General features: G+C 45.3%; 30 protein-coding genes, 1 other RNA gene, 1 pseudogene and 1 riboswitch. Of the genes and pseudogenes, 21 read left to right on the top strand and 11 right to left on the bottom strand.

All coding sequences use genetic code 11. The features are described from left to right. The first annotated feature begins 43 nt into the window (after positions 1-43). Positions 44-403, top strand: a transfer-messenger RNA (tmRNA) gene (gene ssrA, locus AVZ68_RS20015). Between the two features lie 209 nt (positions 404-612). On the opposite strand, the gene AVZ68_RS17835 is transcribed toward ssrA, so the two are convergent. From AVZ68_RS17835 to AVZ68_RS17825, 3 genes are read right to left on the bottom strand one after another with little or no spacing between them, the layout of a single operon-like run. Further along, the gene (locus AVZ68_RS17835) at positions 613-1299 is read right to left on the bottom strand and encodes a hypothetical protein (RefSeq protein WP_059105939.1); all 687 of its coding nucleotides are present in this window, start codon (positions 1297-1299) and stop codon (positions 613-615) included. Next, complete coding sequence (locus AVZ68_RS17830) at positions 1296-2171, bottom strand: ABC transporter ATP-binding protein (RefSeq protein WP_059105938.1); 876 nt, start codon at positions 2169-2171, stop codon at positions 1296-1298. Before AVZ68_RS17830 ends, AVZ68_RS17835 begins: the two co-directional genes overlap by 4 nt. After that, positions 2168-2536, bottom strand: a complete 369-nt coding sequence (locus AVZ68_RS17825) for a GntR family transcriptional regulator (RefSeq protein ID WP_059105937.1) — start codon at positions 2534-2536, stop codon at positions 2168-2170. Before AVZ68_RS17825 ends, AVZ68_RS17830 begins: the two co-directional genes overlap by 4 nt. A 115-nt stretch (positions 2537-2651) precedes the next feature. Between AVZ68_RS17825 and AVZ68_RS20375 the strand changes: the two genes are divergently transcribed. Next, positions 2652-2789: a hypothetical protein gene (locus tag AVZ68_RS20375; protein ID WP_157404704.1), complete on the top strand. Its 138-nt coding sequence runs from the start codon at positions 2652-2654 to the stop codon at positions 2787-2789. 3 nt (positions 2790-2792) lie between these two features. Here the strand turns inward: AVZ68_RS20375 and AVZ68_RS17820 are convergent, their stop codons facing one another. Both AVZ68_RS17820 and AVZ68_RS17815 read right to left on the bottom strand, forming a co-directional pair. Next, positions 2793-3119: a spore coat protein gene (locus tag AVZ68_RS17820; RefSeq protein WP_059105936.1), complete on the bottom strand. Its 327-nt coding sequence runs from the start codon at positions 3117-3119 to the stop codon at positions 2793-2795. Positions 3120-3134: 15 nt separating this feature from the next. Then, entirely contained in the window at positions 3135-3422 is a 288-nt protein-coding gene (locus AVZ68_RS17815; RefSeq protein WP_059105935.1) for a hypothetical protein, read from the bottom strand. Between the two features lie 252 nt (positions 3423-3674). On the opposite strand from AVZ68_RS17815, the gene AVZ68_RS17810 reads away from it, so the two are divergent. The 17 genes from AVZ68_RS17810 to sufB all read left to right on the top strand — a co-directional run bounded on the left by AVZ68_RS17810 (position 3675) and on the right by sufB (position 20200). Beyond that, positions 3675-6044: a 3-hydroxyacyl-CoA dehydrogenase/enoyl-CoA hydratase family protein gene (locus AVZ68_RS17810; RefSeq protein WP_059105934.1), complete on the top strand. Its 2370-nt coding sequence runs from the start codon at positions 3675-3677 to the stop codon at positions 6042-6044. A gap of 19 nt (positions 6045-6063) precedes the next feature. Further along, entirely contained in the window at positions 6064-7242 is a 1179-nt protein-coding gene (locus AVZ68_RS17805) for an acetyl-CoA C-acetyltransferase (RefSeq protein ID WP_059105933.1), read from the top strand. A gap of 26 nt (positions 7243-7268) precedes the next feature. After that, positions 7269-9053: an acyl-CoA dehydrogenase FadE gene (locus AVZ68_RS17800; RefSeq protein WP_059105932.1), complete on the top strand. Its 1785-nt coding sequence runs from the start codon at positions 7269-7271 to the stop codon at positions 9051-9053. A 71-nt stretch (positions 9054-9124) separates the two neighbouring features. Next, positions 9125-9277, top strand: coding sequence for a hypothetical protein (locus AVZ68_RS20370; RefSeq protein WP_157404703.1), 153 nt, complete (start codon positions 9125-9127; stop codon positions 9275-9277). A gap of 194 nt (positions 9278-9471) precedes the next feature. After that, positions 9472-9828, top strand: coding sequence for an arsenate reductase family protein (locus AVZ68_RS17790; protein ID WP_059105930.1), 357 nt, complete (start codon positions 9472-9474; stop codon positions 9826-9828). A 69-nt stretch (positions 9829-9897) separates the two neighbouring features. Next, positions 9898-10284 carry a glycine cleavage system protein GcvH gene (gene gcvH / locus AVZ68_RS17785; RefSeq protein WP_059105929.1) on the top strand — a complete coding sequence of 129 codons (387 nt, stop codon included), beginning with the start codon at positions 9898-9900 and terminating at the stop codon, positions 10282-10284. 264 nt (positions 10285-10548) lie between these two features. Then, positions 10549-10770: a DUF2553 family protein gene (locus AVZ68_RS17780; RefSeq protein ID WP_245628175.1), complete on the top strand. Its 222-nt coding sequence runs from the start codon at positions 10549-10551 to the stop codon at positions 10768-10770. 213 nt (positions 10771-10983) lie between these two features. Then, positions 10984-11091, top strand: a riboswitch (SAM riboswitch). Between the two features lie 67 nt (positions 11092-11158). Continuing rightward, a complete protein-coding gene (locus AVZ68_RS17775; protein ID WP_059105927.1) occupies positions 11159-12184 on the top strand; it encodes a methionine ABC transporter ATP-binding protein in 1026 nt (341 codons plus the stop codon). Further along, positions 12177-12845: a methionine ABC transporter permease gene (locus AVZ68_RS17770; RefSeq protein ID WP_059105926.1), complete on the top strand. Its 669-nt coding sequence runs from the start codon at positions 12177-12179 to the stop codon at positions 12843-12845. Before AVZ68_RS17775 ends, AVZ68_RS17770 begins: the two co-directional genes overlap by 8 nt. A 23-nt stretch (positions 12846-12868) precedes the next feature. Then, on the top strand, positions 12869-13729 hold the full coding sequence (locus AVZ68_RS17765; protein WP_059105946.1) for a MetQ/NlpA family ABC transporter substrate-binding protein: 861 nt from the start codon (positions 12869-12871) through the stop codon (positions 13727-13729). Between the two features lie 291 nt (positions 13730-14020). Then, on the top strand, positions 14021-14389 hold the full coding sequence (locus tag AVZ68_RS17760) for a carboxymuconolactone decarboxylase family protein (protein WP_059105925.1): 369 nt from the start codon (positions 14021-14023) through the stop codon (positions 14387-14389). Positions 14390-14597: 208 nt separating this feature from the next. After that, entirely contained in the window at positions 14598-14765 is a 168-nt protein-coding gene (locus tag AVZ68_RS20520) for a YuzK family famiily protein (RefSeq protein WP_180316728.1), read from the top strand. A gap of 191 nt (positions 14766-14956) precedes the next feature. After that, complete coding sequence (gene sufC / locus AVZ68_RS17755; RefSeq protein WP_059105924.1) at positions 14957-15739, top strand: Fe-S cluster assembly ATPase SufC; 783 nt, start codon at positions 14957-14959, stop codon at positions 15737-15739. Between the two features lie 68 nt (positions 15740-15807). Continuing rightward, the gene (gene sufD / locus AVZ68_RS17750) at positions 15808-17118 is read left to right on the top strand and encodes a Fe-S cluster assembly protein SufD (protein ID WP_059105923.1); all 1311 of its coding nucleotides are present in this window, start codon (positions 15808-15810) and stop codon (positions 17116-17118) included. Beyond that, the gene (locus AVZ68_RS17745) at positions 17115-18338 is read left to right on the top strand and encodes a cysteine desulfurase (RefSeq protein WP_059105922.1); all 1224 of its coding nucleotides are present in this window, start codon (positions 17115-17117) and stop codon (positions 18336-18338) included. Before sufD ends, AVZ68_RS17745 begins: the two co-directional genes overlap by 4 nt. Beyond that, positions 18325-18765 carry a Fe-S cluster assembly sulfur transfer protein SufU gene (gene sufU / locus AVZ68_RS17740; protein WP_059105921.1) on the top strand — a complete coding sequence of 147 codons (441 nt, stop codon included), beginning with the start codon at positions 18325-18327 and terminating at the stop codon, positions 18763-18765. Before AVZ68_RS17745 ends, sufU begins: the two co-directional genes overlap by 14 nt. Before the next feature lie 37 nt (positions 18766-18802). Then, complete coding sequence (gene sufB, locus AVZ68_RS17735) at positions 18803-20200, top strand: Fe-S cluster assembly protein SufB (protein ID WP_059105920.1); 1398 nt, start codon at positions 18803-18805, stop codon at positions 20198-20200. A gap of 18 nt (positions 20201-20218) precedes the next feature. Here sufB and AVZ68_RS20795 read toward each other — a convergent pair whose 3' ends face one another. The 4 genes and pseudogenes from AVZ68_RS20795 to AVZ68_RS17720 all read right to left on the bottom strand — a co-directional run bounded on the left by AVZ68_RS20795 (position 20219) and on the right by AVZ68_RS17720 (position 22048). Beyond that, complete coding sequence (locus AVZ68_RS20795) at positions 20219-21016, bottom strand: site-specific integrase (protein ID WP_245628173.1); 798 nt, start codon at positions 21014-21016, stop codon at positions 20219-20221. A gap of 105 nt (positions 21017-21121) precedes the next feature. Further along, positions 21122-21376, bottom strand: a pseudogene (locus tag AVZ68_RS20790) (Arm DNA-binding domain-containing protein); the annotation flags it as partial. Between the two features lie 49 nt (positions 21377-21425). Then, positions 21426-21668, bottom strand: a complete 243-nt coding sequence (locus AVZ68_RS21115; RefSeq protein WP_059105919.1) for an ImmA/IrrE family metallo-endopeptidase — start codon at positions 21666-21668, stop codon at positions 21426-21428. Positions 21669-21724: 56 nt separating this feature from the next. After that, positions 21725-22048, bottom strand: a complete 324-nt coding sequence (locus AVZ68_RS17720) for a helix-turn-helix domain-containing protein (RefSeq protein WP_059105918.1) — start codon at positions 22046-22048, stop codon at positions 21725-21727. Positions 22049-22411: 363 nt separating this feature from the next. On the opposite strand from AVZ68_RS17720, the gene AVZ68_RS21110 reads away from it, so the two are divergent. Continuing rightward, positions 22412-22657, top strand: coding sequence for a cystatin-like fold lipoprotein (locus tag AVZ68_RS21110; RefSeq protein ID WP_157404705.1), 246 nt, complete (start codon positions 22412-22414; stop codon positions 22655-22657). Positions 22658-22932: 275 nt separating this feature from the next. Here AVZ68_RS21110 and AVZ68_RS17715 read toward each other — a convergent pair whose 3' ends face one another. Further along, on the bottom strand, positions 22933-23166 hold the full coding sequence (locus tag AVZ68_RS17715; RefSeq protein ID WP_059105917.1) for a hypothetical protein: 234 nt from the start codon (positions 23164-23166) through the stop codon (positions 22933-22935). Between the two features lie 259 nt (positions 23167-23425). Here AVZ68_RS17715 and AVZ68_RS17710 point away from each other — a divergent pair, with 259 nt between their 5' ends. Then, entirely contained in the window at positions 23426-23779 is a 354-nt protein-coding gene (locus AVZ68_RS17710) for a hypothetical protein (RefSeq protein ID WP_059105916.1), read from the top strand. An 814-nt stretch (positions 23780-24593) separates the two neighbouring features. Here the strand turns inward: AVZ68_RS17710 and AVZ68_RS17700 are convergent. Beyond that, positions 24594-25391, bottom strand: coding sequence for a potassium channel family protein (locus tag AVZ68_RS17700; RefSeq protein WP_059105914.1), 798 nt, complete (start codon positions 25389-25391; stop codon positions 24594-24596). Positions 25392-25796 lie beyond the last annotated feature (405 nt).

Genomic DNA, 25796 nt, shown 5'->3' with positions numbered 1-25796 from the left:
CTAACTAACCCAGACAAGGGATCTGGGCTTTTAACCAAAACCGGGGGACGTTTTGGATTCGACAGGGATAGGTCGAGCTCACGTTGCGAGCCGAGGGGTCGGCCTCGTAAAAACGCACAAGCCTATAACTGGCAAAGAAAACAACAACTTCGCAGTAGCTGCCTAACAGCACTCTGCGGTTCCGGCTCTCCATTGCCCATGTGGAGTGTTCGGGACTCAACCTTTAGTGGGCTACGCCTCTCTCCCACCGTCTGAGGGAGAAGGAAGAGACCAATCAGACTAGCTACACGGAAGCCTGTTACTGGGCTGAAGTGTTGGCGAAAGGCTAATACAGTGACTACGCTCGTAGAAGCGTAAGTGTCGTTATCTCTGGACGTGGGTTCAATTCCCACCGTCTCCATACAAAAAGCCTGGCTACTGCAGAAGCAGTTAGCTGGGCTTTTTTTATATGCCAAATGGTGCACGAACGGAAGTGGTCACTAGCTGATCGGGTGGCGGGAATGACTTTTAGTAAGGGGGCAGAGCGCGAAAAAACGCTAGCCTGCTCTAAACGTAGACTAACGTTTTGATCGAACGAACCGAGGGAGGTGCGGTCTTCTCAGCGCGCGTCGACTAGCGAAACGAAGCTCTCTGCAACACCCCACCACTAATGACAATCAGGAGAAGCGCGATCGGCAAAAGCCAAAAGACTGTGTAGAGCGCATCTCCAGTAGCGACATCAACCAACCATTCAATTAGGTTCTGATGAGCAGCTGGGGTGAGAAGCGTGACCGCCATGACGGCTAGGATGCCATAGACGGGGAGCTTTCCGAAGCGATAGAGCAAACTGGCTAATAGCACCATTAAGAAAGCAACCGCAAGCCCAAGCAACACATCGATGACGAGCGACATTGTTGCGGAAATGGAGTCACCAAGATCGTCCCAAGTGACGAGCGTGACCGGCACAAGTGCTTGAATTTCTTCGGCAATAAACGTAAAGAACGAAACATGCAGGAAATGGGTTAACGCCATTGTGCCAACGAGAATGGTCACAAAAATGCTTAGGGCAATGGTAAACTGTCGTCTCGTTGCGCCAAGCTGAATGATATAAGGGAAATCATTTTTTATGGCTTGAAAGCTATGGACGGCCACCCAGATGAGTGCAAACGGGATCCCCATTTGGTAAATACCATCAAACGATGTAAGATAGGCAATGGTATAAGAGGCAACCGTAATAAGGGTATAGATCGACCAAAAAATCACATACGACTTAAAAATATCAGTAAATAGAACTTTTAAAAGCGCTTGATACTGCTTCATGCGTGTTCACCTTCTTTTGAAAGATTCGTAAGGCCAACAAAGAATTCTTGCAAGGACAGAGATTCACTTTTGCATGTAGGAGGGATGTCTAAGGCCTCCCCTTCATTAAGCAAAACGCTGATACTTGCTTCGCTCATAAATGTGGATGAACTTAGGAGCGTTGTCGCTTCTTCGGCCAACTTGAAAACGACATCTTTTGGCCCCGTAATTTGCAGCGTCCGTTCGCTTAGCTCGTCGACGTTTGCTTCGAACGACTTGGATCCCTGTTCAATAATACAAACCGATTGAAACAAGTTCTCGGTTTCCTCAATAAAGTGTGTGGAGAAAAGAATGATGCGCGGATATTCTAGAAAGTCATCGAGAATGGCTTGGTACACCGTTTTTCTTGCGCTCGCATCCATCCCGATATAAGGCTCATCAAAAATCGTTAAAGACGCCCGACTAGCCAGCCCGATAATCATATTAAGGGCAGATCCCATTCCTTTCGACAGCTGATCGAGTCGCTTCTTTCGCGGAAGATTGAAGGTGTCCAACAACTCCTGGGCAAGCGAATGATTCCAGTTCCGGTAAAACGGTTGAACGGTGCGTATGACTTGCTCAATCGTAAGTGTAGGTTTGAAATTGTTGCTTTCCTGAACAAAGCCAATCTCGGGTAGGATTCTCCGATTATTGAACGGGCTTTCTCCGTTCACAAGCACCTCGCCGCTGTCGTGCAAGGAAAGCCCGGATAGAATTTGCATCATCGTCGTTTTCCCAGCTCCGTTTGGACCGAGCACAGCGTAAATGCCTGGCTCATCAATCGACCAAGAGAAATTGGTGAGGATTGGCTGTCCTTTAATGGTCTTTGAGACATTCTTTAGCTCAATCTTCATGATTGACCTCCCCGTTCGATCATTGCTTTTAGTTCCTCAATCGTTAGTTCGAGTTGCTTTGCTTCTTCAAGCATCGGTGTAATGTAATCCTCTTGAAACTCTTCGCGACGCTCATGAATGAGTGTGACTCTTGCTCCTTCTGCAACAAACATGCCGATCCCTCGCTTTTTAAAAAGAATGCCTTTATCCACAAGGCGCTTGATGCCTTTTGCGGCGGTTGCTGGATTAATCTGATAGTGCTGAGCAAATTGATTGGTTGACGGAACCTGATCGCCTTCCGCTAGTGAACCGTTGACAATATCGTCGGTGATTCGCTTTGCGACTTGTTGGAAGATCGGGTGACCGTCTGGAAAAGACTGACCCATATCATTAGCCTCCATGGTTCATTACTTATGTAACTAACCATAGAGGTGTGAGGAAGATTTGTCAATACTAGAATGAAAATTTTTCAAGGAGGTAAAAACGCATAGCGGAAAGAGCATGGAGCAAGCAGAATACGATGCACAGGGGCGGAACACGACGCAAGGGACGAAAAAACACGGTGTACAAGGACCAGCATACGAAGCACAAGAAACAGAAAAAGCCCATGAGTGCTTTACTCATGGGCTTCTCGTGTAAATTCTAGTTCATCGTCTTATAAGGAAACTGGCTTTCATACCCTTTATGCTGCTGGTAGCTTTGCTGGAGCTGTTGGGCGTCGGCGGCCTCAACGCTGTACAAGCCATTTTTGAACATGCAGTCGTAAAGCTGGCGCTGCATTTGTGAGGTCTCGTTGTTGACAGAGTGAATTATTTGGTACAGGCTATCGTGACTGGCCTCATGCTCGGCAACGGCGTAGGAAACGCCTAGATACTTCTCTGTTGTGAGCATATCCGTAATATAATCACGGTCCGTCATTTGTGGCGTGTCCGGAATTTGAATGGCCGGGTTTTGGATTTTTTGGGTCATGATAAGGCTCCTTTCTTACTGCATTTGTGTGGGCTGGCTTTGTGATGGCTGCAAACAGGTGAGTAGCTGTTCGTAATGACGTTCATGCATTTGCCCGGCAGACTCAATCGCTTGCTTGATCTCGGTGTCCTGACAGCGAGAGGCGAAGTCGTGCGCTTTTTTCATTGCATTTAAGTTCCAGGCGAGCATGTCATTCACATACAACAAATCTTTTGTGGTCATAATCGCCGGTGGTTCATTCATGACTTGTGACTGTTGCTGCGCTTGAGCTTGGCCAGCTTGGTTCATGGACTGTTGATTCATGTGAGACACTCCTTTGTAAAAAAGTCACATCCGGGTAGACGGACGCCTCTTTAGTTTGCAGGAGATATGATGATTTATACGCAAGTTGCGTTTCGGAAAAAAAGGGAGTGGTTAGAATTTAGTTCTTGCAAACGGTACCGTTTTCCGTTATAGTGAAAAGGAAGCTGAACGTAAGCGCTTTTTTATTTACTCAAAAAATGAATGAGTATTCATTCGGTTTGCTAGCGTGTTTGATTTGAGAGGAGGAACACCATGGCTTGGCATATTCAAAAAGCAGCGGTTGTTGGAGCTGGAGTAATGGGAGCAAGCATTGCTGCTCACTTAGCGAATGCAGGCATTCCTGTATTGCTACTCGATCGAGCTCCAGAGGAATTGACGAAAAAAGAGCAGGCCAAAGGACTATCGCTCACAGATGCCGTTGTGCGTAATCGTATTGTTCAAGAGGCCGTCACAAAGCTAAAGAAGCAAAAGCCAGCTCCCCTTGCCTCAAAGGGAAAAGTAGCTCTTATTGAAACAGGAAATTTGGAGGACGATTTCCATCGTTTAAGCGAGGCTGATTGGATCATTGAAGTCATTGTGGAAAATTTGGAGATTAAACGGAGTTTATTTGAACGCATTGACAACGTTCGCAAGCAGGGCTCGATTGTTTCTTCCAATACATCTGGAATATCTGTGGAAGCGATGTCTGAAGGGCGCAGTGAGGATTTTAAAGCCCATTTTCTTGGCACGCATTTCTTTAACCCTCCGCGTTATCTTAAGCTGCTTGAAGTTATTCCGACAGAGGCAACAGAGAGTGAGGTCACGTCTTTTGTGAAAGCTTTTGCCGAAGAGGCGCTTGGCAAAGGCGTCGTGGAGGCAAAAGATACGCCAAACTTTATTGCTAATCGAATTGGCACATATGGGCTTTTGGTTACGGTTCATGAGCTTGTGGAAAAGGGCTATTCGGTGGGGGAAATTGATTCTGTCACCGGGCCACTCATTGGTCGCCCGAAAAGTGCGACATTCCGCACACTTGACGTCGTTGGCCTCGACACGTTTCTGCATGTGGCTAAAAATGTTTACGACAAAACCGAAGGGGCAGAGAAAGAACATTTCGATCCTCCCGAATTTATGAAAAAAATGGCGGAGAAGGGCTGGATTGGAGCGAAGAGCGGTCAAGGGTTTTATGTGAAAAAAGACGGCGCGATCTATGAGCTCAATCCGCAAACATTTGAATATGAACCACGTAAAAAATTGAAAGCGGTGTCCATTGAGAAGGCAAAATCACTCAAATCTAAGAGTGAAAAATTAAAAACGGTTGTGTTTGCTGAAGATGCAGCTGGAGAACTGCTTTGGTCCTTGATCAAGCCAGCCCTTCTTTACTCAGCCGATAAGGCAGATGAAATTGCCCATGACTTGCTCGCCATTGATGAGGCGATGCGCTGGGGCTTTGGTTGGGAAATGGGACCGTTTGAACTATGGGATGCTCTCGGCGTGGAGACGACAATCGCCAAAATGAAGGACGATGGCGAAGAAATCCCTAGCTGGGTGACAGATATGGTCGCTGGTGGACAAACATCTTTTTATGAAGGCGGAACGTTTTATGATAAAGGACAAAAGACGCCTGTTCGTGCACATGAAAAGGAAATCCCGCTTTCTCATCTAAAAAAGGAAAAGACGATCTTCAAGAATACGGGAGCAAGGTTGATTGACATCGGCGATGATGTGGCGCTGCTCCAGTTCACGTCACCAAATAACTCCATCGGGCTCGACGTCATTCAAATGATCAACAAGTCGATTGATGAGATTGAAAAAAACTTCAAAGGGCTCGTCATCGGTAATGAAGGCAAGAACTTCTGTGTTGGCGCGAACTTAATGATGATGCTGATGGAAGCGCAGGATGACAATTTCTTCGAGCTTGATATGGTCGTTCGTCAATTTCAAAAAGCAACGAAACGGATTCGTTACGCTGCCAGGCCAGTAGTAAGCGCTCCCTTTGGAATGAGTCTTGGGGGAGGTGCGGAAATTTGCTTGCCAGCTGCAAGTGTTCAGGCCACCCATGAAACGTACATGGGTCTTGTGGAAACGGGTGTTGGGCTCATCCCAGGTGGAGGTGGAAACAAGGAGCTTTACAAACGAAACTTGGAACGCTTTGGTTCAGAGAATGCCGTGGACGTCCAAAAAGCAGCGAGAGCGACATTTGAATCCATTGCGATGGCAAGTGTTTCCACGTCAGCAGAAGAAGCGCGAGACCACGGCTTCCTATCTGAGAGAGACGCGATCATTATGAACGATCAGTTTGCCAACCACGAAGCGAAACAAACGGTCCTTCGTTTGGCAGATAGTGGGTATATTGCGCCTGTGGAAACGAAAATACCGGTCACAGGTGAAGCCGGATACGCCACGCTGATGTTAGGCGCTCATTCCTTGAAGTGGGGTCATTATGTATCGGATCACGACTTTAAGATTGCTGAAAAACTGGCGTTTGTTCTCTCTGGTGGCCGTGTCGCAGAAGGGACGCTCGTTGATGAAGATCATTTGCTCGATTTGGAGCGAGAGGCGTTCTTAAGCTTAATTGCAGAACCAAAATCACAGGCGCGTATGCAGCATATGCTGACCAAAGGAAAGCCGCTGCGCAACTAGCGTGAAGGAGGGAAGGGCTATGAAAGAAGCAGTGATCGTATCAGGTGCACGTACACCGATCGGGAAAGCGAAACGAGGCGCGTTTGCAAACGTTCGCTCAGACGACTTAGGAGCCGTTGCGGTTAAGGAAACGCTTAGGCGTGCTGGAAGCGTGGAACCGAGTGAGATTGACGATGTCATCATCGGCTGTGCGATGCCTGAAGCGGAGCAAGGCATGAATATGGCGCGAAACCTAAGCGCGCTTGCAGGTCTCCCGGAGTCCGTGCCAGCAGTGACGATTAATCGTTACTGTGCCTCAGGTCTTCAAACCATTGCCTACGGAGCGGAAAGAATCATGCTGGGTCATTCTAAGGCCATTATAGCGGGCGGCGCTGAATCGATGAGCTTAATTCCAATGGGAGGCCACGTCATCAAGCCGAATCCGGCGCTCATTGATCAAGCACCTGAATACTACATGTCGATGGGCTTTACAGCGGAGGAAGTGGCACGCCAATTTGACATTTCCCGTGCAGACCAGGACGCGTTTGCCGCGGAAAGCCACAAGCGAGCAGCGGCTGCGATCGAAGCGGGAAAGTTTTCGGATGAGATTGTGCCTGTCCCTGTGACGCAGCGCGTTCTTGGTGAAGATGGAAAGGTGTTCGAACAGGAGCACTTAATCCATATGGATGAAGGTGTTCGTGCGGAAACAACCACAGAAACGCTAGCCAAGCTGAAACCGGCGTTTCAACATAAGGGAACGGTTACGGCTGGGAATGCCTCTCAAATGAGCGACGGCGCGGCAGCGGTTCTATTAATGGAAAAAGAAGAAGCCAAGGAGCGCGGGCTAGTGCCATTGGCAACGTTCAGGAGCTTTGCTGTGGCAGGCGTGGCGCCAGAAATTATGGGTGTGGGACCGATTGAAGCGATTCCGAAAGCGGTTCGTCTTGCAGGGCTGGAACTCGAAGACATTGATTTGTTTGAGTTGAACGAAGCGTTTGCTTCCCAGTCTCTGGCGATCGCACGCAAGCTAGGCATTTCACACGACAAGCTCAATGTGAACGGAGGAGCGATTGCTCTAGGCCATCCCCTTGGTTGTACAGGGTCGAAACTTACGCTTACACTCATGCATGAAATGAAGCGTGAAGGCAAGCAGTTTGGTGTGGTCACAATGTGCATTGGGGGCGGCATGGGGGCCGCCGGTGTCTTTGAATTACTCTAATTTTTAAGCAAAGGGAGGATAAACAGATGAGCAGCACAAAGGAAACGTTAATTAAAGGCGGTAGCTTTTTACTTGAGGATATTGAGGCAGAGCGCGTCTTCTCTCCGGAGGATTACACAGATGAGCAACTGATGATTGCCCGCACAACAGAAGAGTTTGCGGTCAAGGATGTTGTCCCGGTTTTGGATGAGATTGAGGGTCATAATTTCGACCATACGGTACGACTGTTGAAAAAAGCGGGCGAACTCGGTCTTCTTGGCGCAGACATACCAGAGGAATACGGTGGGTTAGGCCTCGATAAAATTAGCTCTTCCCTGATCGCAGAGAAATTTAACCGCGCTGGTGCGTTTGGTCTCAGTTATGGCGCCCATGTAGGGATTGGCACGCTACCGATCGTCTTCTTTGGCAGCGAAGAGCAAAAAAAGAGCTATTTACCTGACTTGGCAAGCGGTGCGCGTATTGCTGCCTATGCGTTAACGGAGCCAAGTTCGGGGTCTGATGCACAAGGAGCGAAGACAACGGCCGTATTAAATAATGCAGGCACGCACTATGTGCTGAACGGTGAAAAGCAGTGGATCACGAACTCTGCCTTTGCGGATGTGTTCGTTGTTTATGCGAAAATTGATGGAGAAAAGTTTACCGCCTTTATCGTCGAAAGAGATTATGAGGGCGTAAGTACGGGGCCGGAAGAAAAGAAAATGGGCATTAAAGGCTCATCGACGCGTACACTCATTTTAGAGGACGCTCATGTGCCAAAGGAAAATGTTCTTGGGGAAATTGGGCGCGGGCACATCATTGCCTTTAACATCTTGAACGTGGGGCGCTATAAGCTTGGTGTGGGCGCGATTGGAAGTGCGAAGCGAGCGCTTGAGCTTGCGGCGACGTATGCGAACGAGCGCAAGCAATTTAAAACGGCCATTGGCAACTTCCCGCTAATTCAGGAGAAGCTTGCTTCAATGGCGACAGAAATCTATGCGACCGAAAGCTCAGTGACGCGTACAGGTGGGCTGTTCGAGGAGCGCTTTGCCAGCCTCAGTGACGAGGAGCAAAAAAATGGTCGTGCTGTGGCGGCAGCGATTGCTGAGTACGCCATTGAGTGTTCTTTAAATAAATTTGCTGGGTCAGAAATGCTAGACTTTGTTGCTGATGAAGCGGTGCAAATTCACGGCGGCTACGGCTTCATGGCTGAGTACGAAGTGGAGCGGATTTACCGCGACTCTCGCATCAATCGAATTTTTGAAGGAACGAATGAAATCAACCGCTTGCTTGTTCCGGGCACATTGATGCGAAAAGCGTTAAAAGGCGAGCTACCGTTTTTACAAAAGGCGCAATCTCTGCAAGAAGAGTTGATGATGCTAATGCCACAAGAGATTGGAGACAGTCCGCTCGAGCAGGAGAAATATTTGCTATCGATGGCTAAGAAAGTCTTCTTGATGATCGCTGGTTCTGGCGCCCAAAAGTACGGGGAGAAGCTCGATCAGGAGCAGGAAGTTCTCGCTAAAGTGGCGGATATTGTTAGCGACATTTACTCGCTGGAGTCTGTGATTCTTCGTACAGAAAAGGCGATCGGCAAATCCTCTGCAGAACAAGAAAGCCAAAAGTTGTTGATGACAGAAGTCTTTGCCCAGGAAGCGATCAACCGTATTGAAACCAACGCCAAAGAAGCGCTAGCCTACATGGAAGAAGGCGACACCTTGCGCACCATGCTCTCCATGCTTCGTAAACTTACGCGCCACACTCCTAGTAACGTTGTTGGCCGGAAGCGTGAAATTGCTCAAGGCGTCTTAAAAGAACAGCGCTACGTTGTGTAACCAGTAAACCTTTTTTGGGGAAACCCAAAAAAATAATCATAAGCTCCTCTCGCAAGGAGCGTTCTCCTCTCATGAAGAAGCCTGTATTTGCAGGCTTCTTCTCTGTGTTTTTTAGCGCGTTCCTTCCGGGATTGTCTAGCTGGTGCCCACTCGCTCGAGGTTTCTTCACGCCGCCAGAACTTGTCGCTCGTGATTGGCGCGCCTCCGCTTTTCGGATTGTCTAGCTCCGGCGCGTAGAAGTTCGGATTTTTCACTCCTGTACCGAAATCCAAGATCGGGATTTCTAGTACAGGCCTTCCAAAACCCTCGCTTCTATTCGACCCGCCTCCGCTTTTCGGTATTTAAAGCACGTTTGTTGTATGTTGCTCCTTGTTGCGCAATAATAGTAAGTGAGTTTAATACGTAAGGAGGAACGTACATGGCACTCACCATTTATCAGTATCCCAAATGTGGAACTTGCCGCAAAGCAAAAAAATGGTTGGACGTCCGCAACATGATCGATACGGACATACATATCGTTGAGCACCCGCCTTCTGCAGAGGAAATCAAGCAGCTTCATGAGAAGAGCGGCTTGGCGTTAAAAGCTTTTTTCAACACCAGTGGACAAAAATACCGAGAGCTTGGGCTGAAAGACAAGCTAGCAGAGATGTCGGAAGAGGAGCAGTACCAGCTACTTGCATCAGACGGGATGTTGATTAAGCGCCCGATTGTCACCGACGGAAATCAAGTGACGCTTGGTTTCAAGGAAGACCAATTCGAAAAAACGTGGCAATAAGTATTTTGCTTGCTCGTTTTTTAAGGTATGATTAGACTCAGAAAGTGACTAACTGTTGGAGGGATCGCTATGAGCAACGTGCCAAAGGAATTCAAGTACTCGGAAGAACATGAGTGGGTGAAAGCAGAAGAAGGGAACGTCCGCATCGGGATTACAGATTTTGCACAATCCGAACTTGGGGACATCGTATTCGTCGAACTGCCAGAAGTCGGTGATGAAATTGAAGCAGACGAGCCATTCGGAAGTGTAGAATCCGTAAAAACGGTTTCTGAACTTTATGCTCCGATTAATGGAAAAGTCGTTGAAGTCAACGAGGAGCTTGAAGACTCCCCAGAATTCGTTAACGAGTCCCCGTATGAAAAGGCATGGATGGTTGTGGTTGAGCCAAAAGATGCTGGGGAAGTGGACAAGCTGATGTCTGCAGAAGAATACGGAAACATGATTAGCGGAGAATAGCAAAAAGAAGAGGCTGCAGGGAGGACGTGCGAGCCTCTTTGTCTAGCGCCCACTCGCTCGAGTCTTCACGCCGCCAGATCAAGCCAAGACTGGGCTTGATTCTGCCGTCGTTCCAGAACTTGTCGCTCGTGAGCAGAGCGCCTGCGCTTTTCGGTATTTTTTAGGAAGCAGTCCCCTTTGCTTCCAATTATTCCTCGAATACGATACACACGAGCGGTAACGCTAAGGGTAGACCTTTTAAAGGAGGAGAAACTCTTGGAAAAGGTGAACGTTACACAAAAGGTTGTTGCAAAGTACGAGGAAGGTGTCTTGAAGTTATTTATGGACGGGGCCAAAATCGGCGAAGTTGTTGAAACAGACCATGGGTTGCAACACTCGATGAAGGAAGGGTTTGCCTTTGAAGCAGACGCCATCTACCGATACGAACATGAAAGCCCTGAACAGATTACTTCTTTTATTGAAGACAGCTGGCAATACTGGGATTAGGGGAAGTCCTCACGTTTGATTGGGCGATTATTTCGTATCGTGTGACGAAATAACCGCCTAGTGAGGAAATTGATCAAGCGTTTCTTTGCCGCATCGCTCTTTTAATAGCGATGGGCATTTTCATGGTTCGGCTTTGCAGCATTGGTAAAAGTTAATGATTGACGTTCGATTTTCGTACGTGCTATGATACGTTCACAACATCAACCATATATTCTCTTATCGAGAGAGGTGGAGGGACTGGCCCGATGAAACCCGGCAACCGCAAGTGAACGGCTTGAAGGTGCTAAATCCTGCAAAGTGTCATGCTTTGGTAGATGAGAAGAAGGCGATACATAACCTTTCTGCTCATTTTGGCGGAGAGGTTTTTTCATGAAAGTAGGGTTGTGGAATGATTACATTAAGCGATATTCGAAAAGTGTTCCAGACAAAGAGCGGGGAAGTCACCGCCGTGGATCGCGTCAACTTAACGATTGAAGACGGGCAAATTTTTGGCGTTATCGGCTACAGTGGCGCAGGGAAAAGTACGTTGATTCGCATGTTGAACATGCTTGAGCGCCCGACAAAAGGGGACGTGGTCGTCGCTGGAAAATCGTTATCGACGCTTTCCAATCAGGAACTGCGCAAAGCAAGACAGGAAATTGGGATGATCTTTCAGCATTTCCATCTTCTCTGGTCAAGAACCGTTGAGGACAACATCGCCTTTCCTCTCGAAATAGCCGGTATGGCGGCTGGCGAGAGAAAAAAGCGTGTGGCTGAGCTTATAGAACTCGTGGGCTTAAACGGGCGGGAGAAGAGCTACCCCTCTCAACTGAGTGGTGGACAAAAGCAGCGTGTTGGCATTGCGAGGGCGCTTGCTAATAATCCGAAAGTCCTACTTTGCGACGAAGCCACATCCGCCCTTGACCCGAAAACCACGGATGCCATCCTTGATTTGCTGCTGGATATTAATCAAAAGCTGGGCTTGACGATTGTCTTGATCACGCATGAAATGCATGTCATCCAAAAAATTTGTCATCAAGTGGCTGTAATGGATGATGGGCACGTTGTGGAGCAAGGCGCCGTTCTCGATGTGTTTCGTCATCCGAAGCAAGAAATGACAAGGGAATTTGTCAAGCAGGTGGCGCTGCCAGATGATGGCGAGGACTCGCTCTGGCATTGGTTTGAAGATGAGGCAAGGGGAACAATCGCCCAACTAACGTTTGTAGGCAAGCCAGCGGAGGAGCAGCTTGTCTCTGAACTTATTCGCGCCTATCCAGTCGATGTTTCCATCTTACAAGGAAATATCTCGAAGCTGCAGGACGGCTCTTATGGGAAGCTCTTCTTGCGTATAACGGGAGAGGACGAGGATGTTGAGCGAGCGCTCTCCTACATCGCCGAACAGCAAGTGGAAGTTGAGGTGATGGAGCGTGATTGAGGAACTTTTTCCGAACGTGGACGTTGACGCATTGTGGACGGCTACATGGGAAACGATTTATATGACGGGCGTTGCTGCTCTTGCTTCTCTCGTATTTGGACTCATTCTTGGTGTGCTCTTATTTATGACAGCAAAAGGAAACGCGTGGCAAAACAAAGTTCTATATACAATCATAGGGGCCTACGTCAACATCTTTCGCTCTATTCCTTTTCTTATTTTGATTATATTGCTTATCCCGCTAACAAGCGTAGTGATTGGTACCATTCGCGGCCCATCGGCAGCGTTGCCAGCTCTTATCATTGGGTCGGCTCCTTTCTATGCACGCCTCGTGGAAATTGCCCTGCGTGAAGTCGACAAGGGCGTCATCGAGGCGGCGCAGTCAATGGGCGCTTCTAATATAAGCATTATCGTTAAAGTTTTGATTCCAGAATCAATGCCAGCATTACTTTCTGGAATTACAGTGACCGCTGTGACTCTAGTAGGGTACACCGCAATGGCGGGTGCGATTGGCGCAGGCGGTTTAGGAACACTTGCATTGCAACAAGGCTTTCAACGGACAAACCCGGATGTTACGCTTGTTGCGACCATTGTTGTGCTTATTATTGTGTTTATCATTCAGTGGATCGGTGATCTGCTGACAAGGATTACAGATAAAAGATAGATAGAAGAAGGGAGTTTTACATGATGAAGAAGTTTTTACAAGTAATTGGTGTAGCCGTGGTGTCAACGGCACTTGCTGCATGTGGCGGTGGCGAAGATAACGGTGATAACGGAGGAGCAGCAGAAGAAGGAGACGAAGGAGAAACCACAACGCTCTCCATCATTGCGTCCAATATCCCTCATGCTGAAATTCTCGAGGAAGCCGAACCGCTTTTAGAAGAAGAGGGCATTGAATTAGACCTTGATATTGCTGACGATTACATCTTTCCAAACATCGCCCTTGAGAGCGAGGAAGTTGACGCGAATTACTTCCAACATCGACCTTACTTGGAAGACCAAATGGAAGAGAATGAGGAGTATGACTTTGTTGAAGCAGGAGCTATTCATCTGGAGCCGATGGGGCTTTACTCGCAAGATTACGACAGTCCTGAAGACCTTCCGGATGGAGCTGAGATTCTAATGAGTAATTCTGTGGCCGATCATGGGCGTGCTTTTGCCATCTTAGAAGATGCTGGGTTGATTGAGCTTAGTGAAGACGCAGGCGTCGACGCGACAGAAGATGATATTGTTGATAATCCGAAAAACCTCACGTTCACAGCCAATGTCGAAGCTGAACTCTTGCCCCAAATGTATAACAACAATGAGGCTGAGGCTGTCATGATTAACTCTAACTATGCCCTTGAAGCGGATTTAAACCCAGTTGAAGATTCCATTGCCATTGAAGAAGGCGACGCCGACAATCCGTATGTTAATTTAGTTGTCGTCCGAAACGGTGATGAGAACAACGAAGCCATTCAAACGCTCGTAGAGGTTCTTCAATCAGAAAAGATTCAAACATTTATTGAAGAGGAGTATGACGGAGCCGTCATCCCCGTTACTGAATAAGAATTGCTAACCTGCTTATCCAATGGATAAGCAGGTTTTTGTCTAGCTGCGTCGAGATTTTTCAGTCCTGACAACGAAATCAAAAGTCGGATTTCTTTTGTCAGGCCTTCCAAAATTCGCGCTTCTGCTCGACCCGCCTGCGCTTTTCGGATTGTCTAGCTCCGGGCGGGTAGAAGCGTCGAGATTTCTCGCTTCTGTTCGACCCTCTTCCGCTTTTCTTAGGCTTCAATGAATGAAAACCGCGGCCTGTCTCATACTAAACCTATGTTTAAATAAAGGAGACGAGACAGTATGGAAAAACAAAGGAACCAAACGTCTATTGAGGAGAATATGCATATATTTAAAGAGGGTGTAGGGGCATTCGAAGAAAAACTGCCGGTCTTTGCCGAGAAATACAATGACTTCACAGAACAGTGTTTTCAGGAAGGAGCGATCTCGAAAAAACATAAACATCTGATCGCGCTTGGCATTAGCGTCCAGGCTCAAGATGAGTATTGCATCATTTATCATACCAAGGGCTGTATGGATAATGGCTGTAGCGAGGAGGAAGTGCTCGAGGCAATTTCCGTCACGACTGCTGTGGGCGCCGGAGCTGCACTAAGCCAGGGAGCGACACTTGTTCAAGAAGCGTTTCGCGAGATGGGTGGGCCTGTTCAATAGCGTAAAGTTGAGGAAAATAGAGAAACTGGATGAAAATGTCCGCTTTCTTTTTCTATTGGTGTTTCACCCTTATAGGTAACAGATTTTTAGCATTTTACCGACCCGACACCTTTTGCTGATATTGTCTGACAATGGTATACTATGGTTACTGGTGAAAAGAAGAAAATCCAGTGTCATAAAAAAGAGAGGATGAGGAACGATTCACAACATGCGACTTTCCTACACAAGTGAAATGGAAAAAGGGTTGCAGCAGCGCCACGGCGTGAGCTACGCAGAGTACGGCCGGAACTTAGAAAAACGACTTGAGGTTGAGAAGGAACGTACGAAAGAACACGAGAACTGCAACCAGCTTGTTGGATCAATCCGAACAATTTAAATACGGTTTTGGAAGAGCAGAGTCGTGGGGTATACGCACGGCTCTGTATTTGATTTATTTGAAATTAAATTTGTCGGGGGAGTTCCTTGAAGTGACTCTGGATTTGTTATAAAATTAGAATGAGAATAGAATGATAATGATTCAAGAATACAAGGTTCGCTTTGCGGACAGATCATATGGAGGGAATTTACATGTCAGCACCTAATCTCAAAATCGAAAACGTCCACGTCTCTATTGACGATAAGGAAATATTGAAAGACTTCAACCTTGAAATTAATGGTGGCGAGATTCATGCCATCATGGGACCAAACGGAACAGGGAAATCCACACTTGCTTCGGCCATTATGGGTCACCCAAAATACGAAATCACCAGTGGTTCTGTCACAATGGATGGCGAAGACGTGCTTGAAATGGAAGTGGACGAGCGTGCACAAGCAGGTCTCTTTCTTGCGATGCAGTACCCAAGTGAAATTAGCGGGATCACCAACGCTGACTTCATGCGTTCGGCCATCAATGCCAACCGTGAAGAAGGCGATGAGCTTTCTCTAATGAAGTTTATCCGCAAAATGGATGAGAAAATGGATGTTCTTGATATGGATCAGTCCTTCTCTCAACGTTACTTGAATGAAGGGTTCTCAGGCGGGGAGAAAAAGCGTAATGAAATCCTTCAACTTCTTATGCTTGAGCCGAGAATCGGTATTCTAGATGAAATTGACTCTGGTCTTGACATTGACGCGTTGAAAGTGGTTGCGGAAGGTGTGAACCAATTGCGCAGTGAGGACTTTGGCTGCCTTATTATCACTCACTACCAACGTCTTCTTGACTACATTACCCCTGATCACGTCCACGTGATGATGCAAGGACGCATTGTAAAATCAGGTGGGCCAGAACTTGCGAAACGCCTTGAAGCAGAAGGGTATGACTGGATCAAAGAAGAACTTGGCATCGAAAACGAGCTCGTGGACCAAGGTTAAGAAGCGTAAACGAGCCACAAGTTGATGTACAGTTAAGCAAGAGCAGAACACAGCAAAGGATGGTATGTATGTCAGTTGAGACGAATGAGCTAATCGGACCTGGCGATGTCAAGGCCAAGTCTGAGTTTAATAACGAACCAAAGTGGCTGTTGGACCTACGTCTTGATGCCCTGAACAACACTTCGCGCTTAGAACTTCCTAAGCCAGATAAAACAAAAATTGGCAACTGGAACTTCATGAATTTTGACCCTGATCTAGGAGAAGTTTCCAAAGTGAAAAGCAGGGAAGACCTGCGGGGAGAAATTCTTGAGCTTATTGATAAAGACGCTAGCGGAAACAGCTTTCTTGTGCAAGATAATGCTCAAACGGTGTACCAAGCGACAGCAAGCGAGCTAGCGGAAAAAGGCGTGATTTTTACAGACTTAAAAACGGCTTTCGCTGAGCACGGTGACCTTGTGAAAAACTATTTGTTCACAGAAGCCGCTAAAGCAGATGAGAATAAGCTCATGGCAATGCACGCCGCCTACATGAACGGGGGGACATTTGTCTACGTCCCAGAAGGCGTTCATGTCGAGGTTCCGTTGCAGTCCATTTTCGCCGTATCCAAAGAAAACGGTGGCTTGTTTAACCACGTCCTTCTTGTCGCAGAAGATAATAGCTCTGTAACATACGTGGAAAACTATACAGCGTATGGCAAAGGGGCAAGTGTCGCAAATCTTGTGGCGGAAGTCTATGTGGGGGCAGGCGCACGTGTATTATTTGGAAGTGTGGATACATTAGCGGAGCAGACTACAACCTACGTCGTACGCCGCGGCCATGTGGGGCGCGACGGTCGTCTTGACTGGGCGCTTGGACAAATGAATGACGGCGATACGGTTTCTGAAAACATTACGTATCTCGTTGGTGACGGATCTTTTGCTGATACGAAAACCGTCTCCGTTGGCACTGGTCAGCAGCGTCAAAATTTCACCACGCTGATCCAGCACTATGGCAAGCACTCGGATGGACAAATTTTGAAGCATGGGGTTATGACCGATCGTGCGCTTGGGATCTTCAACGGGATTTCAAAAATTGAGCACGGAGCTACAAAATCTAATGGTGAGCAAACGGAACGCATTTTGATGCTTGGCGAACGTGCCCGCGGAGATGCGAACCCGATTCTTCTTATTGATGAAGATGATGTAACGGCGGGGCACGCAGCATCCGTTGGCCGTATTGATCCGCTGCAAATGTTCTATCTTATGAGCCGTGGAATTCCACGGAAGGAAGCGGAACGTCTCGTGATTCATGGATTTCTAGAGCCAGTTGTTTCACAGCTTCCTGTTGAATCTGTTCGTAAGCAAATGAGAGAAGTGATAGAAAGGAAAGTGAAGCGATGAATGCTACTGAGATAAAGAAGCTGTTTCCGATTCTTGACCAGAACGTGAATGGAAACCCTCTTGTCTATCTCGATAGCTCAGCAACGTCGCAAAAACCGATTTCCGTGATTGAAAAGCTTGATGACTACTATCGCCGCTACAATTCCAACGTTCACCGCGGGGTACACACGCTTGGAACGATCGCGACAGATGAGTACGAAGGCGCACGTGAAAAGGTTCGCTCTTTCTTGCATGCAAGGGACTCTAGTGAGATCATCTTTACACGGGGGACAACGACTTCTCTTAACCTTGTCGCTTCTAGTTACGGAAATGACAATGTTGGTGAAGGGGACGAAATTGTCATCACACCAATGGAGCATCACTCCAATATTATTCCGTGGCAGCAGCTTGCCAAGCGAAAAGGCGCCACGCTCAAGTATATTCCACTTCAGCCCAATGGAACGATTGCGCTTGAAGACGTGAGAGAAGCGATCACAGACAAGACGAAAGTAGTTGCTGTGACACATGTCTCAAACGTTCTTGGAACGATTAATCCAATTAAGGAAATGGCTGAAATTGCCCATCGGCACGGGGCGGTTGTCGTTGTTGACGGGGCCCAAAGTGCTCCGCACATGCACGTCGATGTAGAAGCGCTTGATTGTGACTTTTACGCCTTCTCTGGCCATAAAATGGGCGGCCCGACCGGCGTTGGGGCCCTGTATGGCAAGAAGCATCTGCTTGAAGCGATGGAGCCTGTGGAATTTGGCGGTGAGATGATTGATTTTGTTGGGCTTTATGACTCAACATGGAAAGAGCTCCCTTGGAAGTTTGAAGGCGGGACGCCGATTATTGCCGGAGCCATCGGGCTAGGTGCTGCTATTGATTTTGTAACAGACCTGGGATTCGATGAGATCGAAAAGCATGAAAAAGAACTTGTTGACTATTCGTTTGAGCGCCTTGGAGAACTAAAGGATTTCACGATCTTTGGTCCAAGAGAGAGAGCAGGGTTGATTACTTTTCAGCTAGGCGATGTGCATCCCCATGATGTGGCTACCGTGCTTGACGCTGAAGGAATTGCCGTTCGCGCAGGCCATCATTGTGCTCAACCGCTCATGAAATGGCTAGAGGTAACTGCCACGGCACGGGCTAGCTTTTACGTCTACAATACGAAAGAGGATATCGATGCTCTAACCAACGGATTAGTCAAGGCAAAGGAGTATTTTAGCGATGTCTTCTCGTGATCTCGACACCCTTTATAGACAAGTGATTATGGATCACTACAAAAACCCTCGGAACCGAGGAGAGCTTGACGGAGATACACGAACAGTCAACTTGAACAACCCTACTTGCGGCGATCGTATTCAAGTTCAGATGAAAGTGGAAAATGGCAAAGTGGCAGACGCGGTGTTTACGGGGGAAGGGTGTTCGATCAGCCTTGCCTCCGCATCGATGATGACGCAAGCTATTAAAGGGCTACCTGAAGAAGAAGCACTCGCGCTTTCAGAACTGTTCTCCAATATGATGCAAGGCAAAGAGTACGACGAAAATAAGTTTGACCTAGGCGACATTGAAGCCCTGTCTGGTGTCACAAAGTTTCCTGCGAGGATAAAGTGTGCTACACTAGCGTGGAAGGCGATGGAAAAAGGGATCAACGAAACTCGTTCGTAACACTTAGGGACTGTAAGTAATCTAAGGAGGGATTCCGATGGCGAAAAATATGCCAGAAATCGGTGAATATCAATACGGGTTTTCAGACCGCGACGTGTCCATCTTCCGTTCAGGTCGTGGACTAACCAAAGAAATCGTGGAAGAGATTTCACGTATGAAAGATGAACCACAATGGATGCTTGATTTTCGCTTGAAATCACTCGAGCAATTTTATAAAATGCCAATGCCTCAGTGGGGTGGCGACCTTGCAGAATTAGATTTTGACGACATTACGTACTACGTAAAGGCTTCAGAACAAACAGAGCGTTCTTGGGATGAAGTTCCAGAAGAAATTAAGAACACATTTGATAAACTCGGGATTCCTGAAGCTGAGCAAAAATACCTTGCCGGTGTTTCTGCACAGTATGAATCCGAGGTTGTGTACCACAATATGCAAGAAGACCTTGAGGATTTAGGCGTTGTCTTTAAAGACACAGACACGGCGCTTAAAGAAAATGAAGAAGTCTTCCGTGAGCATTTCGCGAGCGTTATTCCTGCAGCAGATAACAAATTCTCTGCGCTTAACTCAGCGGTTTGGTCAGGCGGGTCGTTCATCTATGTACCAAAAGGGGTAAAAGTGGACACACCGCTTCAGGCATACTTCCGCATTAACTCTGAGAACATGGGTCAATTTGAGCGAACGCTTATCATTGCCGATGAAGATAGCTCGGTTCACTATGTGGAAGGGTGTACGGCTCCTGTTTATACAACCAACTCCTTGCACAGTGCCGTCGTTGAAATCATCGTTAAGGATAACGCATACTGCCGTTACACAACGATCCAAAACTGGGCACCGAATGTCTTTAACCTTGTCACAAAGCGTGCAACTGCTGATAAGGGAGCAACGATGGAATGGGTCGATGGCAACATCGGTTCCAAGCTTACCATGAAATACCCAGCTGTCATCATGAAGGGTGAAGGAGCAAGAGGTACCGTTCTTTCCATCGCGATTGCGGGTAAAGGACAGCATCAGGACGCGGGTGCGAAAGTGACGCATCTTGCGCCAAACTGCTCATCCACAATTGTATCGAAGTCGATTTCGAAACAGGGCGGGAAAGTTTCATACCGCGGCATTTGTCACTTCGGGCGCAAATCAGACGGTTCGAAATCAAAAATCGAGTGTGATACGTTGATCATGGATAACGAGTCTACCTCGGATACGATCCCGTACAACGAAATTTTGAACAACAACATCACGCTTGAGCACGAAGCAACGGTATCGAAAGTTTCTGAGGAGCAACTGTTCTACTTGATGAGCCGTGGAATTTCTGAAGAAGAAGCAACAGAAATGATCGTCATGGGCTTCATTGAGCCATTCACAAAAGAATTGCCGATGGAGTATGCGGTTGAGATGAACCGTTTAATCAAGTTCGAAATGGAAGGTAGTATCGGATAACCCTTGTTCTATAGGGGGTTAAAGCATTGGAGATGACGCTTGCCCGTTTTTTGCCCGGTTTCTAATTCTGGACATATTTTTCGTAACGGGATAACGCGTCATCTTCGATTTTTTTTCGTAATATGCAAATAGGTATCCACTGTTACCCTTATACTTGCGTGTCCGAGTCTTTCGGACACGTAATTTTATTTCTACGCCAGCTTCTAAGAGATGAACTGCATGAGTATGCCGTAACACGTGTGGAGATAATACTGGAAGGTTGGTGCGTTTACATACCTCTTTAATATATTCTCGTACGACATTCGTTCGCAGCCACCTGCCGTCATGTTGATAAAATATGATGTTCTCTTTTGGCTGTTTGTAATTCTTATACTGCAAAACGACTTGTGCCCGGTTTGTTTTTTGTTGCTTAAGCATCTTTATCGTAGGGTTGTCCAGTTTAATGATACGGTCACTTTTTCGTGATTTTGGAGACGAAATGTAAGGGCTTGAGTTAGTTGGATAAACCAATGTTTTATTTACTGTAAGCTTTTTATTGATTTCGTCAAAATCATCCCAAGTCAATGCGAGAGCTTCGCCTATTCGTATTCCCGTCCTAGCCATTAAAGTGAACAGTACGTAATATTGTATTGACCGTTGATATTTGGTTTTCTTTACTGGAGTCTTCACTGCATTTAAAAAGGTATTTAACTGGTCTTTAGTGAAATAATGAACTTTGGTCGATTTCTCCACGTTTTTCTGGATTTTAATTCTTTGAATAGGATTTTCTTTCATGATGTTAAATTCATAAACAGCGTCTGTAAGAGCAGTGTTCATAATGCTGTGTATTCGCCTGACTGTACCTTCGCTATAGCTAACTCGTAGCTCATTAATCCATTTCTGATACTCTGTACGTGAAATGTCTTTGAGACGATAATTTTGCCAACGCGGTAGAATGTTTAGACGAACATTTCTTTCTTGAACTGAATAGGTAATTGGTTTAACATTTGGTTTTTTGTAAGTCTTAAGCCATTCTTTGAAATAATGGTCAATTTTTTCGTTCCCATCTTCGCTGAATCCAAAATAATTAATTTTCGACTCTGCTTCGGCTGCTGCGATTTGTGCTTCCTTTTTAGTCTTAAACCCACCTTTAGAAGTCTCTTTTGTCTTTCCATTTCGGCGATCAACATAACTAATTCGATATTCCCACTTAGAACCCCTTTTTCTATAAGTGGTTTGAAATGTCTTAATGGTGGACTTGTATAATTTTTGAGAAAGGAATAAGTCTTTCGTAAGCCCAGGTGTGTGTACGCTTTTCTTGTTTGCGGTTTGTGATACTATGCTGATCTAAAATATTTCCGCTGGTAGTGTAATAGTGTCCCAACTCTTCAGCTAGAATGCAAGTTTTTTCAACATCAGTTGGGGTTATTTGGTTGATGAATATAAATTTACCGGAATAAAGTCCTTTTATTTTCGGTGTGTTTTTCATAAGTATCTATTTCATGTTGTGCAGTCTCCTTTAAAAGTTTTTCGTAATGCAAAATATCACTCCTTATTTTTTTCCGCGCGCTTTATACGAACAAACTCCTTGAACCTCTCGATTTCATCTAGCTCCTCTTTTGTCCAATTATCACTATCATGGTGAGCAGCGATAGTGTCTTTATCATCTTGTTGATCTCTTCCAAGAATGTAATCAGTTGATACATCAAAAAAGTCAGCCAGCTTCTTGAGTGTAGCATAATCAGGTTCTCGTCTGCTTTTTTCGTAATGCGACAAAGAAGCTCTAGATATACCGATTTTGTCGGCTAGGCCCGCTTGTGTTAAATTTTGTTTATTCCGTAGTTGAGCGATTCTATCTCCGAATTTCATCTAACTAACCACCATTCTGTAGCATTAAAATAATAATACAATACAAAATGTATCAATAAAATAAATGATACAAAAAGTCTCTAAAAGGGGTTGACTAGATACAATATGTCGCTTAAAATGGAAAACGAGTTGATACAAAACGTTTCAAAAAAACGGGGGGGGGGATGGATTGAAAAATAACGTTTAAAAAGCTCAAGGAAGTAAAGTTCTTGGCGTTGAAAAAGGTATAAGTTTTTTTAAAAAGTTTTTTGCGACATAATGGATCATGATAGTGTAGGTGTACCTAAAATTTCGGTTATTAATGGTTCAATATTAGTAACGCTTTGGATCATTAGAACGGCCTACTAAGTAGTCTAGGGAGACATCGAAGTAGTAAGTGTCGTATACAGAAGTATTGAGGGAGATCCTAGGGAAAGCGCAGATGTTACCGTCTGGGATGATGGTCGTTATATCCGCATTGCATTTATTGATGAAGAGGATGGGAGTAAGGTTAGAGAGGAGTATTATGAAGTTATTGGCGATAATATAGAGAGGCTTAAGCAGTACGAGGGAGAAACTTTGTTATCAAAAACGCCAGATTATCAGGAACAAATGGGTGAAGAATTATAGTGAAATTCAGTTTTAGAAATAAGCGTCTATGCGAAGGCGCTTATTTTATTTTATACCTTCACCCCACGCCAACTCGCTCATAAACATTTTTTGAAATCTCCTAATGATACACCCCTGCAAACCAAAAAGGGGACTTCGAGTTTTCTCGGAGTCCCTAAAAGTCAGGAGTACAATTTTAGTATACGTGACACAAAGCAAAATAGAACAAGGATTAGGCACATGCCAAATGAGCTAAAAGAATAGTGAGTGCTGAATCCAGCACTCACTACTTTAATTTAGTATTTCTTCCTCTTATCATCCTCATCTTGTTGTGCTTTTGCACGAGCCCGGGCAAAAGCTTCCGCATCAACGTAAACGTCGACATACGAGTTTCCGCTGTCTTCAACGTTGGCGTAATTGAAATTATAGTTTTTATCCTTTATTTTGTTACGCACATCGTTATCAACGTCAACCGAATTCTCGTTATCCAGGCGAAACTTTTTTTCTTTTTCATGTTTATAATAGCTCATTTTCGTTCCTCCTTTCGTTATGGCTTAATTCAGAATATGTAAAGACTAAAGTAATGTTTGGACAGCAACCCCGGTTAATACAAATTGTGCTCATCTTCTGGTTAATCAGCCTTAACTCGAAACTGAATGGCCTCATTGATGTTGGAACCAGATCCATGAAAATCAAAAGAGCAAAAGAAAGTCAGAACAAAAGAATACGCGGTAACGTGGTCCAAACTAGGTGAGTACCCTAATAAGGAAGGAAAAAGGGAGGTTTCAAATGAACAACAAGAGCAACATACCCATGAATCCTCACCAGGTTCAAGGGGAATACCAGCCCATGGGTGAGGATGTAAAGCAACAATGTCAAAGGTATATGAATTACCATGTTATAGCACAAACCAGCGAAGGGTTACAATTTGATGGCATTATCGACGGTATGGATGAAGAGGGCGTTACTATGTTAGTTCCTGAAGAGGTTATGGAAGAAGGGAACAGACAACAATATGGATATGATGATGACTACGATGAGTACGGGCGTCCTCGCAGAAGAAGATATCGCCGGTACCGCCGCCGACGCTGGCCTTATTATTATTTCAGATATTTTTGGCCTTATCCTTATTACCTTTGGTAGGGGTACGGTGGAGGCTATTAGAGGAATGTTGATGAGCCGCACTTTTCACTGACTTTAGGTTACTTTTATGATCCAGCAGACGAAAACCCCTTTCACCTTATGTGAGAGGGGTTTTCTTGCAAATTACAGCGACGGAAAGAACAATAAGAATCCTGCCAAAAGATAAAAAACCTCTCGACGAAGCGAAAGGTTTTACAATCAATGACGCTGTTTACATCATCCTCCAGTGTCATTATAGCGTAAGGATATCATTTGGGGTTTCCAAATGCAAACTGTAATGAAGCCCTGTGTAGGCGTAAAGCGATTGGCTTGAATTTCGTCCCCGGTTCCTTAAAGAAGCCTTTTGCATTGCCAGACTGCTTATTTTCTATTGATTGTGGACCAGATACTGCTTAGATTCAAGGGAACGTATACTTCATCCCCATGGATTTGCTTATGAATGATCGGGTTGAAAGAACACTCGTCAGATATTTCCAAGTCAATTTTGTGTTTGGTTCTTACATCCACACCTAATATACTTGTTATTGGGTTTTCCGAATTTTTCATACAGCGTAATGCTCCTCTTTCTTTTTAGTTTCCTTATATTATGGACCAAATTATTGGTTATAATGTGCCTTAAATGCTTTTGAATGCTCTAGGCAAAGATGGTGACCCGTGTCCAACTCACGTATGAGCGGAACAACGCTAATAGGGGTACAGCCACATGCGCTAAGACAGTTACTGTGTTCATTACGGTGTCTATAAGAACGTACATGCCATGCTAAATTCCTGTTAATAATTATTATTCTGAAGTAGGCGCGGAATACATAGATAATTAATCAGCCATGTCGTTATATAGAGCTGTTGTAGCCATTAAATGGGAAAACGGCTTATTTGATATAATAAATTTATCTATACAATCTTGATTCGAATTAGTTATGTGGTCTTCTTCTAAAAGCTCAGCAACGATATAAAGATTTCTATTTTGCTGTTTTGCCGTATGCTTAATCGTCGAAGCAATTAAAATGGTCTTTCCATCGCCTGCCATTTTATCGACTACATCATCAGGTGAAAAAATACAAATGGATTTTGCATGTAAAATATTCGCTTTTTGAAGGATATCTGTTTTTGTGGCATTTCCCTGAATATAGTGGATATTATCATGTTTTATAGGAGAGTTATTCATTTGGTCGATTAAAACAATATCGATATTTTGATTAAGACCTAAAATTTCATCGATGGTTATGTTAGTTTTTTGAGACCAATTAATCATAACGATATGATTCTCTTTTGTATAGACCAGTATTTCCGCCTCCTTTAATTCTTCATACTTATTAAGTAAATCTACCCACTTAGCAACAATAATAGCAAAGAATCCAACACCGACAAGGTACAATAAGACGGTGTAAAGTCTACCCATGACTGTTGTAGGTATATAATCGCCGAAACCAACTTGTGAAACGGTTGTCATCACATACCAAAAAGCATTAAAAAGGTTTCTGAATTCTTTTGGTTCTATTAAATAAACGATAAATGAACTTAGGGCTATAAAGAAAACGCTGCCCAGTATTAATTTCCAGTGCTGAATGTTAATTGTCTGCTCAAGTATTTTTTTTATGAAAGTAATGATCATTAAAGTAGCTCCTGATATGTAAAATCAAAAACTTAAAAGCATCACTAATAGTGACTGCCCGATATGAATTCCAAATACTTAACTAAGGGTAAACCGAAGTTAGGTGCTTTACTCAATTTATCCAGCTAGAGCCTAGATTATTCACCAAAATGTTTAAGACTTGTCTAAACGCATATGTACAAGGCGCTCTAACTACTCTATGAAGAGCATTTAATCTAGTAAACCGCGAAACAGGCAAAAGAAAAATCGAGTTTTGTTAAAATAAGGTAATGCCTTTTTGGTAGCTGTGAAAATTTACACATAAGTTTCGATTTGATCTCACGTATAAAATCGATGTGATGAAAAACAATTATAATCCTGGATTCCCGCGTACTCATAACGAGGTGGGCGGGATAACACCCAAGC

The sequence above is a fragment of the Shouchella shacheensis genome, from assembly GCF_001484965.1.
GTDB lineage: Bacteria > Bacillota > Bacilli > Bacillales > Bacillaceae_D > Shouchella > Shouchella shacheensis.
The sequence above is the reverse complement of the archived record's forward strand: the minus strand, read 5'-3'. Positions and strand labels throughout refer to the sequence as shown.